The organism is Achromobacter sp. UBA5777, from assembly GCF_002418565.1.
GTDB classification, from domain to species: Bacteria; Pseudomonadota; Gammaproteobacteria; order Burkholderiales; family Burkholderiaceae_B; genus Achromobacter; species Achromobacter animicus.
This window is the reverse complement of record NZ_DIEJ01000051.1, coordinates 1-12589: the sequence shown is the minus strand read 5'-3', so window position 1 is coordinate 12589 and position 12589 is coordinate 1. Positions and strand designations below refer to the sequence as shown.

Annotated in this window: 11 protein-coding genes; 7 read left to right on the top strand and 4 right to left on the bottom strand. The window is 66.6% G+C overall.

The features are described from left to right. The 3 genes from B3446_RS03620 to B3446_RS03610 all read left to right on the top strand — a co-directional run. The coding region (locus B3446_RS03620; protein WP_291377339.1) for an HlyD family secretion protein at positions 1-670 on the top strand (670 nt) is incomplete at its 5' end. Positions 671-732: 62 nt separating this feature from the next. Then, a complete protein-coding gene (locus B3446_RS03615; protein ID WP_291377338.1) occupies positions 733-1818 on the top strand; it encodes a DUF2955 domain-containing protein in 1086 nt (361 codons plus the stop codon). Positions 1819-1873: 55 nt separating this feature from the next. Next, a complete protein-coding gene (locus tag B3446_RS03610; protein ID WP_291377337.1) occupies positions 1874-2371 on the top strand; it encodes a transporter suffix domain-containing protein in 498 nt (165 codons plus the stop codon). A gap of 10 nt (positions 2372-2381) precedes the next feature. Here the strand turns inward: B3446_RS03610 and B3446_RS03605 are convergent, their stop codons facing one another. Next, positions 2382-3308, bottom strand: coding sequence for a LysR family transcriptional regulator (locus tag B3446_RS03605; RefSeq protein WP_291377336.1), 927 nt, complete (start codon positions 3306-3308; stop codon positions 2382-2384). A 113-nt stretch (positions 3309-3421) separates the two neighbouring features. Here B3446_RS03605 and B3446_RS03600 point away from each other — a divergent pair, with 113 nt between their 5' ends. Together B3446_RS03600 and B3446_RS03595 are read left to right on the top strand one after the other, a co-directional pair. Beyond that, positions 3422-4843: a M20 family metallopeptidase gene (locus tag B3446_RS03600; RefSeq protein ID WP_291377335.1), complete on the top strand. Its 1422-nt coding sequence runs from the start codon at positions 3422-3424 to the stop codon at positions 4841-4843. Positions 4844-4860: 17 nt separating this feature from the next. Next, positions 4861-5829, top strand: a complete 969-nt coding sequence (locus B3446_RS03595) for a Bug family tripartite tricarboxylate transporter substrate binding protein (RefSeq protein WP_291377334.1) — start codon at positions 4861-4863, stop codon at positions 5827-5829. A gap of 49 nt (positions 5830-5878) precedes the next feature. Here the strand turns inward: B3446_RS03595 and B3446_RS03590 are convergent, their stop codons facing one another. From B3446_RS03590 to B3446_RS03580, 3 genes are all read right to left on the bottom strand, one after another. Next, on the bottom strand, positions 5879-6400 hold the full coding sequence (locus B3446_RS03590; protein WP_291377333.1) for a lipid-binding SYLF domain-containing protein: 522 nt from the start codon (positions 6398-6400) through the stop codon (positions 5879-5881). Between the two features lie 178 nt (positions 6401-6578). Next, entirely contained in the window at positions 6579-8945 is a 2367-nt protein-coding gene (locus B3446_RS03585; protein WP_291377332.1) for a catalase, read from the bottom strand. 12 nt (positions 8946-8957) lie between these two features. Next, positions 8958-9572, bottom strand: coding sequence for a hypothetical protein (locus B3446_RS03580; RefSeq protein ID WP_175136306.1), 615 nt, complete (start codon positions 9570-9572; stop codon positions 8958-8960). A 284-nt stretch (positions 9573-9856) separates the two neighbouring features. Between B3446_RS03580 and B3446_RS03575 the strand changes: the two genes are divergently transcribed. Both B3446_RS03575 and B3446_RS03570 read left to right on the top strand, forming a co-directional pair. Beyond that, positions 9857-10207 carry a DUF3325 domain-containing protein gene (locus tag B3446_RS03575; RefSeq protein WP_191575356.1) on the top strand — a complete coding sequence of 117 codons (351 nt, stop codon included), beginning with the start codon at positions 9857-9859 and terminating at the stop codon, positions 10205-10207. Positions 10208-10411: 204 nt separating this feature from the next. Then, positions 10412-12406 (top strand): ribonucleoside triphosphate reductase, encoded by a 1995-nt coding sequence (locus B3446_RS03570; protein WP_291377331.1) that lies wholly within the window; start codon positions 10412-10414, stop codon positions 12404-12406. The last annotated feature ends 183 nt before the right edge of the window (positions 12407-12589 follow it).

Sequence of the window (12589 nt, the reverse complement as noted above, 5' to 3'; positions counted from 1 at the left end):
GGGCACGATATCGCTGCGCCGGCTGGAGATCGCGCGGGCGAATCTGGCCCAGGCGGTCAGCCAGGTGGCGGCCGCGCGTGCCGAGGTGCAGCGAGCGCGCGAACAGGAAGGCGGCAGCGAGGAAGACAACGCCAAGCTGCGCAGCGCCGCCGCCGCGGTCGCAAAGGCCGAACTGGACCTGGCCAACACGCAGGTGCGCGCCCCCGCCGCGGGCCTGGTCACCGACCTGCGGACCGACGCCGGCCAATTCGCCGCGGCGGGAAAGCCCGTGATGACGCTGATCGCCATCCACGACGTGTGGATCAACGCGGAAATGACCGAGAACAACCTGGGGCACGTCGACCCAGGCACGCCGGTCGCCATCATCCTGGATGCGCTGCCCGGGCAAGTGTTCGAGGGCCGCGTGCGCAGCGTGGGCTATGGCGTCAACGTCGGCACGCCCACGCAGCCCGGCAGCCTCCCCACGGTTCAGAACAGCCGCGACTGGCTGCGCCCCGCCCAACGCTTTCCGGTCGCCATCGACCTCGATCCCGGACAGCTTCCCTCCCTGCGCGGCATCCGGGTGGGCGGCCAGGCCGAAGTGATGGCGTTTCCCAACCCCGGCAATCCGCTCAACCCCCTTGGCCGCCTGTACCTGCGGCTGATGAGCTGGCTTTCCTATGCCTACTGACGCCATCTCCCCCCCGCGCGACCCGCGCGGCCAGCGTGCCCTNNGGGGGGGGGGGGGGGGCGTTGGGGGGGGGGCGGGGGTGCCACCCCCCCCCCCCCCCGCGCGCCCCGCGCGGCCAGCGTGCCCTGCGCCTGGGCGTGGGGACGGCGCTGTGCCTGGCGATCAGCTTCGGGCTGGACATGCCGATCCCGATGATTGCGCCGGTGCTCGGGGTATTCCTGCTGGCGCAGATGAACCGGCCGCTGTCGTTGAAAGCCGGCCTGGGCCTGGCGCTGGTGGCGCTGTTCACCACGGGCAGCGGGCTGTTGCTGATTCCGCTGCTTCGCTACTACCCGGCCGGCGGCGTGCTGATCGTCGGCCTGTGCCTGTTCCTCGCGTTTCGCCACGGGCTGCGCGGCGGCAACAACCTGGTGTCGACGTTCCTGATCATCGGCCTGACCATGATTTCCGCGGCAGGCACCCTGGATTTCGGGCTGGCGGTGACGGTGATCGAGGCGCTGGTCAAAGCGCTGCTGCTGGCCGCCCTGGTGCTGGGGGTCTGCCACGCGCTGTTTCCCGAACCGCCCGGCCTGCCGGCGCCGCCGCCCCCGCCTGTTCTGCCGACCGCCGAGGCAAGCCGCATGGCCCTGCGCGCGGCGCTGGTCGTGTTGCCGGCCTTTCTGCTGGCGATGACCGATCCGCTGGGCTACATGCCCATCATCCTGAAGGCGGTCAGCCTGGGCCGTCAAAGCTGCGTCACGGCGGCGCATGGCGCGGCACGCGAGATCCTGGGGTCGACGCTGCTGGCCGGCGTGCTAGCGGTGGGGTTCTGGATCGCCCTGCGGCCCTTCCCCAGCCTGTGGATGTACTTTCTGTGGATGCTGCTATTCGGGCTGGTGATGGCCAGAAAGCTGTACCGGCTGAGCCCCACGCCGCATCCGCCCAGCTTCTGGCTGAACACCCTGATCACGCTCATCATCCTGCTCGGCCAGTCGGTGCAGGACAGCGTGGCGGGCAAGGACGTCTATACCGCCTTCGCCGTGCGCATGGGGCTGTTCATCGCCGTCACCCTGTATGCCTGCCTGATGCTGCAGTTGCTCGAACCCCGGCCGCGTGCGCCGCGCAAGCCGGGGATATTTTCCTCACGCCGCCGGGTTACCGAAACTTGATTCACATGCATTGAATTCCCACGCCTCAAATTCCACCCCTTGCAAGGAGACCGCCATGAGTGTCCAAGACTTGCCAACCCAACCCGCGCCGGCAATGGGCTGGCGCTTCAAGTGCGGGATCGGAATTTTCATCCTGGCCTTCGCGCTCTGGTTCCTGATCCCCATCGGCGCCGCGATGGACATCCCCGGATCGCGCATCGCCGCACTGACCGGCGCCATCTTCATCGCCAACAAGGTGCTGCTCATCACCTGCATCGCCGTCATGGGCAAAGAGGGATTCCAGCAACTCAAGGCCATCATCGGCGGTCACGCGAAGAAGCTGGCGCCCGTGCAGAAGGTCGGCCCCGTACGCCACGCCATCGGCATGGTGATGTTCATCCTGCCGCTGCTGACGTCGATGCTGGAACCCTATGTCGACCAGATCTGGCCCGGTTTCCGGCCGCGGCTGTGGCAGGCGCAACTGCTGGGCGACGTCATGCTGGTGTCCAGCTTTTTCGTTCTGGGCGGCGATTTCTGGAACAAGCTGCGCGCCCTGTTCGTGCGGTCGGTCTAGGCATCGCCCTTCACGCGCCGCCCTTGTCCAGATCCGGCGCGCGGGGCGCCGCGGTGAGCCGCGCCGCCATGAACTCCAGAAACTCCTTGGCCAGAGGCGGCAAGGTACGCCCTTGCAGCGTCACGGCCTGGATGCTGCGCTGGCGCATCTCCGGGTTGCTGAAGGGCACTGCGGCCAGCGCAGTGCCCTGCGGATCTCCCATCAACGTCAGGTAGCCCGTCAGCGCCACGATCCGGCTGCCCGGCAGCATGGGCAGGAAGGCCGCCGAATTGTTGGATACGTAGGCCGGCTCGATATGCAACCCGGCATTGGCGCACGCGGTATCGAAAAGCTGCCGCACGGTCGTACCCTTATCGCCAACCGATACCGGCACGTCGGCCAGGTCACGCAGGCTGATCGCACGGCGCGCGGCAAGCGGATGCTGCCGACACATCACCGCGTAAACCGGCGCCCGCGTCAGCAGTTCGGTCTTCAGGCGATCGTCCTGCGCCACCGTGTAGTGCAGCGCGATCTGCGACATTCCCTCGAGAATCCGGCGAATCACCTCCTCCGGCCGGTCCACCTGAAGATGAAAACGCGTTTCGGGCCGGATCTGCTTGAAGTCGGCCATGCACAGCGGCAGGAATCGGTGTGCGAATCCCTCGCTGCAGGCCAGCCGGATCGTAACGTCGCCTAGCGCGCTACGCCGCCGGATCTCCTTGGTGACGCGTTCGGCCTCCAGCGCGGCCGCCCGGGCGTATGCCGCAAGTTGAAGCCCGGCCTCGCTGAGCGCCATGCCGCGCGCCTGGCGTTCGAACAGCACGATGCCCAGACTGTCTTCCAGCTTGGCGATCTGCCGGCTGACGGCGGATGCCGCCACGTGCAGGCTGGCCGCCGCGCCCGCGATCGATCCGCAGCGCGCAACTTCCAGGAAATATCTGAGACCGAGGGAGATCATGGATGGCTCCTGGATGAGATGCCTTTATGGCAACGCAAAAGTGCGAAATATCTAATTGTGGCACGCGTAGAACCGTAATACTTTTGTTTTTCCGTACTGCCCCGAGAACCGCCATGACCCGCGAACAAGCCATTCTCCACGCGACAGAAGCGTATGACAGCGGCGTCCTTCAGGACACCCTTGCGCGCCGCATCGCGTACACCACCGAAAGCGAAGTCTCCACCCAGGCCCCGGCGCAGCATGCCTACCTGACCATCGAGCTGGTCCCGCGCCTGTCGGCACTGGGCTTTTCCTGCGCGGTGCATCGCAACCCTGCCGGGGTGGACCTGCCGATCCTGGTCGCGCGCCGGATCGAAGCGGCCGAGTTGCCGACCGTCCTCATGTACGGTCATGGCGACGTGGTGCGAGGCAACGCCGCCAAATGGGACGCCGGCCGGGACCCCTGGCGCCTGCAGGTCGAAGGCGACCGCTGGTACGGGCGCGGCACGGCCGACAACAAGGGCCAGCACTCCATCAACCTTGAGGCGCTGTCGCGTGTCATCGCCGCTCGCGGCGGCGCGCTGGGGTTCAACACGATCTGGCTCATCGAGACCGGCGAAGAAGCGGGCTCGCCCGGCTTGGCCGCGTTCTGCAAGACGCACCGCAATCTTCTGGCCGCCGACGTCTTCATCGCCAGCGACGGGCCGCGCCTGAACGCCGCGCGGCCCACGCTGTTCATGGGCTCGCGCGGCGCAGTCAATTTCGAACTCAAGGTGCGGGCACGGGAACGCGGCTACCATTCCGGCAACTGGGGCGGGCTGCTCTCCAACCCGGCCATCCGGCTGACGCATGCGATCAGTTCGCTGGTGGACGCGAACGGCCGCATCGCCGTGCCCGGGCTGCGCCCCCCGCCCATCCCCGCAGCGGTCGCCTTGGCGCTGGGAGACCTGGAAGTCGGTGGTGGCGTAGACGATCCGCAAATCAACGATTGGTGGGGCGAACCCGGCTTGACCTCGCCGGAAAAGGTATTCGGCTGGAACAGTCTCGACGTCCTGACATTCGGCGCCGGCGACCCCGCCAAGCCCGTGAACGCCATTCCTCCGGAAGCGTCGGCCTGGTGCCAATTGCGTTTCGTGGTCGGCACCGACTGGCGTGCCCTGCAAGAACACGTGGTCGAACACCTGCATCAGGGCGGCTTCGACGACGTCGAGGTTCGTGTCGGCATGCAGGCGGGCGCGACGCGCCTGTCGCCCGACACCCCGTGGGTGCGCTGGGCCGCCGCCTCGCTCGAGCGCACCACCGGCAAACGGCCGGCCCTCTTGCCCAACCTGGGCGGCTCCCTGCCCAACGACATTTTTGCCGACCAGCTTGGCCTTCCCACCCTGTGGGTGCCTCACTCCTATCCCGCATGCGCGCAGCACGCGCCCAATGAACACCTGCTAGGCAGCGTCGCCCGGGAAGGCCTGGCCATCATGGCCGGCCTTTTCTGGGACCTCGGCACCGAGGGCGCCGACCTGCTCGAACAAGCCTGCTCCCAATCGTCCACCTACGCCTGAACCGACCGAGCCCCATCATGACCGCCAGACTTCGCACCGCCCTGTTGGCGTTGACACTTGCCGCCGCCAATGCCCACGCCGCGTATCCGGACCAGGCCATCAAGATCGTCGTCCCGTTCACGCCGGGCGGCGCCACCGACGCGGTGGCGCGCCTGCTCGCCACCAAGATGACGGGCAAGTTGGGTCAGCCCGTCATCGTCGAGAACCGCCCCGGCGCCTCCACCCTTATCGGCGCCGAAGCCGTCGCCCGCGCAGCGCCCGACGGCTACACGCTCATGCTGTCCGGCAGCACCACGTACAGCGTCCTACCCGCACTCAAACCGTCGCTGCCCTACGACCCCGTGCGCAGCTTCGAGCACATCGGCATCGTCGCCATGGCGCCCGTCGTGCTGCTGGCGCAAAATGCGCTGCCCGCGGCGACGCCACAACAGGCGGCTGAGCTCGCACGACAGGAAAGCGCCAAAGGCGGACTGATGTACGGTACGTTCGGCTCCGGGTCCGCCCCCCACCTCACCGGCGAGATGTTCGCGCAGGCTGCCGGCGCCAAGATGACGCCGGTGCCCTACAAGGGAAGCGCGCAACTCATGACTGCGCTGATCGGCGGTGAGATCGCGCTGGCAGTGGACACAGTTTCGGCGTCGGCAGCCCACGTGGCCGCCGGCAAGATCCGCGCACTGGCCGTCACCGGCGAACAGCGCATGCCGCAATTGCCGGACGTGCCGACCTTCGCCGAAGCGGGCATGCCGGAGGTGTCGTTCGTCGGCTGGTACGGATTGGTCGCGCCGGCGAACACGCCGACTCCGGTCATGCACACCTTGAACCGGGTAATGGCGGAAATCATGCAGGACACCCAGGTGCGCAAGCGCGTATCGGAACTGTCACTGAATCCGGTCTTCCTGCCAGGTCAGGCTTTCCGCGAGCAGATTGCGATAGAAATCGCCACTTTCAGCGCCATCGCCCAGCGTGCGGGCATAACGCTGGAATGACGGCCGGCGGGACGCCAACCGGGGTCCCGCCCCCATTTCTGCAAATGACTCAGTTCGGATCCATGCGGCTGATCTTCGATCCTTGCAGACCCATCCCCGCCATCAGGCCCTGCTCGCCAAACGGCACCGCGTACACGTCTTGCGTCAAGGTGGTGGTCGAGATGCTGGCGGCGTAGCCCTGATCCACCACGACCAGGCTGGGCCCCGCCCCCAGACTCCACCCGTCGCTCTGATCCAGGTATGCCAGCGCCGGCTCATTCATGAAGAACAGCGCGTACGAAAACTGCTGGGCGCCGGCCTGGAACCCGAAAGACAGTGCAGATATCGAATAAAACCCTTCGACCTGGCCGCGGCGGATCAATGCGCCGGAGCCGCGCTCGCCGCCGACCAGGAAGCCGCCCTTGATGATGTCGGGAAACACCAGCACCGCGACAGCCTGCTTGCCCAGTTCACGCATGCGTGGATCCTGGGAGTAAAGCTGCTCCAGCGCCGCCATCGCGTCGGCGCCGATCTCCGCCGACGACGCCGCCCTCGCGGGCGGGGAGAAGCTGATCAGGGCGGAAAAAGTCAAAAGGCTGGCACAGAGCCAGCCAAGAAGTCTCACAGGCAACACGGACGCGCGGTTCATACGGCCTCTCCCCCGGTTAAGAAGGGCGAGCGCTGGCTGCGCTCGCCCGACCTGCCGAGTCAGTATTCGCAGCCGCCCCGCACGTGTCAATGATCCGTTCTTACCCGTGCGGGCGCGTCCCTCATACCTTCGGTGGCGTGGTCTCCCGCTCCGGATGGCGATGTTTGCCCAGTGCAGCGATGAACGCCTGCGGATCTTCCCCGCCCAGCAGCAGACCGCCGTCGTTCGGATCCGGGTCGATGCCCGCCGCCGCGTACACCTGCACGCCGTCGCCAATACCCATCAGCGTCTTGCCGTGCCGGTAGGCGTCGCGCAGGAACTCCAGCGCCCGACCGTCGGCAGCCAGGAGCGCCGCGGCATCGGCGCCGCCCGCCACCACCGCCCCGTCGAACACGCCGGACGGATGGTTATCCAGCGACGCATCCGCATCGAACGCGCCACCCTCGGCGCTCTGGACGGGACCGATGCGCTGACCCACCAGCCGCACGACGGCGCCCGCCTGAATCAGCGCGTCGGCCACCGCGGATACGGATTTGCCATCCACGCCTTCGGCCGCCAGGATGGCGACCTTGCGCGTGGCGATGCTGCCATCGCCCGGCCGCGCGGTCAGGGACAGCGACGGCGACACCTGCACCTCGGGCTTGGGCGGATTCTTCGTCGCGCGCGGCAGCGGATCCGGCAGCGCCATGCCAAGCTGGTCGGCCACCCCTTGCGCAAGCTCGTCCGACACGTTGCGCAGGGACGCGACCATGCGCTCGCGGATCTGCGGCACCGTCACCTTGCTGAGCTCGAACGCGAAGGCGTCGACGATGTGCTTGCGCTCCCAGGCGGTCTGGCTGTCGTAGAACAGCGTGGCCTGGTTGTAGTGCTCGGCAAACTTTTCGGGATGCCCGCGCATTTCATCGCTCGTCACCGGCTCCGGGAACGACACGAAGCCGTCCATACCCGCCTGGAACGGACAACCGCCGGCCAGCGAATTGGGCTCATAGGCCACCCGGCCGCGATGGATGGCGTGGCGGTGCATGCCGTCGCGCTGGTTGTTGTGCACCGGCGCCAGCGGCGCGTTGATGGGAATCTCGTGGAAATTCGGGCCGCCCAGGCGCGAGATCTGCGTGTCGACGTAGGAATGGATGCGGCCAGCCAGCAGAGGGTCATTCGTGAAGTCCACGCCGGGCACCACGTGCGCGGCGCAAAACGCCACCTGCTCGGTCTCGGCAAAGAAGTTGTCGGGATTGCGGTCCAGCACCATGCGGCCAATCGGCACGACCGGGACCAATTCCTCGGGCACGATCTTGGTGGCATCCAGCACGTCGAAGCTGAAGCCTTCGGCCTGATCTTCGGTAAAGACCTGCACGCCCAGTTCCCATTCGGGGCCGTGGCCCGCGTCGATCGCTTCCCACAGGTCGCGGCGGTGATAGTCCGGATCCGCGCCCGACACCTTGACCGCTTCGTTCCACACCTGCGAATGCGTGCCCAGGATCGGATTCCAGTGGAATTTCACCAGCCGCGATTCGCCCTGCGCGTTGACGAAGCGGAACGTGTGCACGCCAAAGCCCTGCATCATCCGGTAGCTGCGCGGAATCGCACGGTCCGACATCGCCCACATCAGCATGTGCGTGGATTCGGGCATGAGCGACACGAAGTCCCAGAAGGTATCGTGCGCGGACGCCGCCTGCGGCATGCCATGGTGCGGCTCGGGCTTGACCGCGTGAACCAGGTCCGGGAACTTCATTGCGTCCTGGATGAAGAACACCGGCATGTTGTTGCCCACCAGGTCCCAGTTGCCCTCGTCCGTGTAGAACTTCACGGCAAAGCCGCGCACGTCGCGCGCCGTATCCTTGGACCCGCGCTCGCCAGCCACGGTCGAAAAGCGCACGAAGACCGGGGTCCGCTTGCCGGCCTCGGCAAACAGCGACGCAGCGGTCAGGTCCGTCAGCGGCTTGTAGCACTCGAAGTAGCCATGGGCCGCCGAGCCGCGCGCGTGCACGATGCGCTCGGGGATGCGCTCGTGGTCGAAATGCGTGATCTTTTCACGCAGGATGAAGTCCTTGAGCAGCGCCGGCCCGCGCAGCCCGGCTTTCAGCGAGTGCTGGTTGTCGCTGATGCGCACGCCCTGGTTGGTGGTCAGAGCCTGGCCGCCGCCGTCGGCGCGCACGCGGGGCAACGTACCGTCGTTCTGGTTCACGCCTGGCGTGGCGGCGTCGCCCGTCTTGTCCGAGACTTCCTTCTCGGACAGCGAGCTTGCGCCCACGGCCGGATCCACCGTGCCCACGTGTGCGCCGGCGTAAGGACAGCGCGCGGCCTGCTCGCCGTACTCTGCTTCCTTGTTGGCGTTGTGGGGGATGGCGCCTGTCGTGGCGCCCACGGCAGCCGCGCGCTGGAGCGCGGGGTGGGTCGGCTTGCCGGCGGGTCCGGTGGCCGGACCGCTATCGGTATTCATGTAGGCGGTGTCGAGCGCGCCGCCCTTTGCTGGCTTCTTGCTTGGCATGATTCGTTCTCCTTAATGGGTCAGCATCGTTTCGCGCGCCTGCTCGGCACGGGACGCACCAATGGCGGTTTCCACTTTCTTCACCTCTTCGGGCGGCGGCAGCACGGCCGGGAAGCCCAGCGACTCGATCCACAGCTCGCGCGACCAGCCTTGCGTGTGATACAGGTGATGGTCCTCATCGGTTGCCACGGCGTCATAGGCCTGCTTCAGGATCTTGGCTTCTTCGCCCGATTGCTGCTCGGCAATCAGCCCGATCAGCGACCAGTTGGCGTGGTCCTTGGTCTCGGCCAGCACCACGCATTCGGTCGCCACCAGCTGAGCCGCGGCCGGGTCGCCGGCGTTGATGGCCATCTTCATCGCCCGCACCAGCGATTCGCCCAGATGGCGCACCACGTCACGGCCCGGCGATTTGGCCTGCGGGTCCAGCTTCAATTGTTCGAACACCGTCAACAACACACGGCGATGGGTGCGGGTTTCTTCCAGATAGCCCAGCCATTCTTTCTTCAGGTCTTCATTGATGGCACAGCTGACCGCGGTCTCGTAAATGGCAAGGCCGCCGATCTCGGTTTCCAGCGCCTGGTACAGCAGCTCCTTGATCTGGCGGGCGTTTCCGGCTTTGCGTTTCATGGTCGGGCTCCTTGTCGTAGGTCATCAACGATGCGCACGGCGGGCGATCGCTTCCGATGGAGGCGCGAACACAGCAATTCGCGTTCCCGAGGCTGCGTCCGCCGATCCGGGCAGGCGATTGCCGCAGTCCGTGCAGTGGCGGCCCGGAAGCTGTGCAGAAAATACAAAGCGCTCCAAAGCCGGACGCCGCGCCGATTCCCGTAGAATCGGGGGCATTACCCACAACAGCGCAAGGGCGTCGCGCCACCCGGCAGGCACAGCGACCCGCGCAACAAAGCAGCCGCATGACCATGAACGACCTCTGCGCCATCGCGATGGCCTTGCTGCTGACCTACGCCGGCATGGCCTGCCTGGCGCTCGCCACCCCCCGTCACTATCACCAGGTCTGGACGCGCGATCCGCACGCCGGCCACACGCGCGTTCTGCGCGGCGCGGGGGTCCTGCTGATGGGGCTGGCAATCCTTCCCTGCGTCGGCCTGTGGGGCGACGTGCTGGGCATGGTGGTCTGGCTGGGCTGGCTGTCCGCGGGCGCGCTGTTGTGGTTTGGCCTGCTGTCCTGGGCCCCGCGGCCGGCCGCCGGCACGGCGGCGGTCGCGGTGGCGATTTCCCTGCTGGGCGTGAGCATCGGCTTCTGATCCGGTCTCGGACCGGGCGCGGCCGCCAGGTACCAGGCCGGCCGCAGGCGCCGGGTGCGACCGATCGCCGCATTGCGCAAATTCACGACGGTTTTCGGCCATTTGATGCGGGTCAACCGGCATCCACATCCAGCCGTATCCGTCCGGTCGCAGCACCATATGTGGTGATAGAGTCTTCGCACTCCACTACATATGGTGCCAACAATGGAAATCCAACACATCCTCAAGCGCGACGGCCGCGTCGTTGCATTCGATAGCGAGAAGATCGCGCAAGCCATGGCGGCGGCGGGCCAAAGCACCGGGGAGTTGGACCTGCAAGGCGCACGCGCGCTGTCCGGCACCGTCATCGCCAAGCTGGACGGCAACGTCTGCCCCGGCGTCGAAACCATCCAGAACCGCGTTGAAGACGTGCTGGTCCAGGCAGGCCACTGGCGCACCGCGCGCGCCTACATAGTCCACCGCGAGCAGCACGCCCGCCTGCGGTCGTTGCGCCATACGCTGGTCGACGTCGAAAGCGCCATGGAAGAGTATCTGGAACAGCGCGATTGGCGCGTCAACGCCAACGCCAACCAGGGATACAGCCTGGGCGGCCTCATCCTGAACGTCGCCGGCAAGGTCACCGCCAACTACTGGCTCTCCAACGTCTTCACCCCGGAAGCCGGCCATGCCCACCGCGAAGGCGACATCCACATCCACGACCTGGACATGCTCAGCGGCTACTGCGCCGGCTGGTCGCTTCGCCAGTTGCTGACCGAAGGCTTCAACGGCATTCCCGGCAAGGTCGAATCCACGCCGCCCAAACACATGTCGGCCGCCATCGGCCAGATCGTTAACTTCCTGGGCACGCTGCAGAACGAATGGGCCGGCGCGCAGGCGTTCAGCTCGTTCGACACCTACATGGCGCCCTTCATCCGCCGCGACGCGATGACCTACGCGGACGTCAAGCAATCCATCCAGGAACTCATCTTCAACCTGAACGTGCCCAGCCGCTGGGGCACACAAACGCCCTTCACCAACCTCACGTTCGACTGGACCTGCCCGGCCGACCTGAAGGACCAGATCCCCTACGTGGGCGGCGAGGAAATGCCCTTCTCTTACGGCGACCTGCAGGCCGAGATGGACATGATCAACCGCGCCTACATCGAGGTCATGATGGCCGGCGACGCGAAGGGCCGCGTGTTCACGTTCCCCATCCCCACGTACAACATCACGCCCGATTTCGACTGGGACCATCCCAACACCGAGCGCCTGTTTGAAATGACGGCGCGCTACGGGTTGCCGTACTTCCAGAACTTCCTGAACTCCGACCTGGAGCCGCACATGGTGCGCTCCATGTGCTGCCGCCTGCAGCTCGACCTGCGCGAACTCCTGAAGCGCGGCAACGGCCTTTTCGGTTCAGCCGAGCAGACTGGATCCGTCGGCGTGGTGACCGTGAACTGCGCCCGGCTTGGCCATACCTGCCGCGGCGACGAAGCGCGGCTGATGGAGCGCCTGGACTACCTGCTGGCGCTGGGCCGCGACGTGCTGGAAACCAAGCGCAAGGTCGTGCAGCGCTACATCGACCAGGGCCTCTACCCCTACACCCGCCGATACCTGGGCACGCTGCGCAACCACTTCAGCACGCTGGGCGTGAACGGCATCAACGAGATGATCCGCAACTTCACGGACGATGCCGAAGACGTGACCACGCCCGCCGGCCACGCCTTTGCGGTGCGCCTCCTGGACCGCGTGCGCCAGCGCATGACCGAATTCCAGGAAGAAACCGGCCACCTCTACAACCTTGAAGCCACGCCTGCCGAGGGCACCACGTATCGGTTCGCCCGCGAAGACCGCAAGCGCTACCCCGGCATCCTGCAAGCGGGTACGGACGCCCAGCCCTACTACACGAACTCCAGCCAGTTGCCGGTGGGCTACACGGATGATCCCTTCCACGCGCTGCAACTGCAGGAAACGCTGCAAAGCAAGTACACGGGCGGCACCGTGCTGCACCTGTACATGAACGAGGCCGTGTCCACCGCCGAGGCCTGCAAGCAACTCGTGCGCCGCGCGCTCACCAACTTCCGCCTGCCGTACATCACGGTCACGCCCACGTTCTCCATCTGCCCGAATCACGGCTACCTGGCCGGGCACCACGAGTTCTGCCCCAAGTGCGACGCGGAACTGCTGGCCAAGCAATCGTCTTGCTGCACCCCGGCCTAGCGTTGCCGGAATCCGGGGCGGTGCGCAACCTACCGGCGCGCGCCGTCCTTTACCCGCCGGGCAAGCGTCCGGCATCACTTTCCGAGGAAAACCTATGCAAACCTTGACCGCTCCCGTCGCCGCGTCCGCTCCCGCTGTCCAACTGGACGACAGCCAGCGCGTGCGCTGCGAAGTCTGGACCCG

Bases quoted from the DNA above. Each gene is read 5' to 3' on its own strand.
- B3446_RS03605 (WP_291377336.1), bottom strand. From the start codon at position 3,308: ATGATCTCCCTCGGTCTCAGATATTTCCTGGAAGTTGCGCGCTGCGGA.
- B3446_RS03575 (WP_191575356.1), top strand. From the start codon at position 9,857: ATGACCATGAACGACCTCTGCGCCATCGCGATGGCCTTGCTGCTGACC.
- B3446_RS03580 (WP_175136306.1), bottom strand. From the start codon at position 9,572: ATGAAACGCAAAGCCGGAAACGCCCGCCAGATCAAGGAGCTGCTGTAC.
- B3446_RS03570 (WP_291377331.1), top strand. From the start codon at position 10,412: ATGGAAATCCAACACATCCTCAAGCGCGACGGCCGCGTCGTTGCATTC.
- B3446_RS03595 (WP_291377334.1), top strand. From the start codon at position 4,861: ATGACCGCCAGACTTCGCACCGCCCTGTTGGCGTTGACACTTGCCGCC.
- B3446_RS03585 (WP_291377332.1), bottom strand. From the start codon at position 8,945: ATGCCAAGCAAGAAGCCAGCAAAGGGCGGCGCGCTCGACACCGCCTAC.
- B3446_RS03600 (WP_291377335.1), top strand. From the start codon at position 3,422: ATGACCCGCGAACAAGCCATTCTCCACGCGACAGAAGCGTATGACAGC.
- B3446_RS03610 (WP_291377337.1), top strand. From the start codon at position 1,874: ATGAGTGTCCAAGACTTGCCAACCCAACCCGCGCCGGCAATGGGCTGG.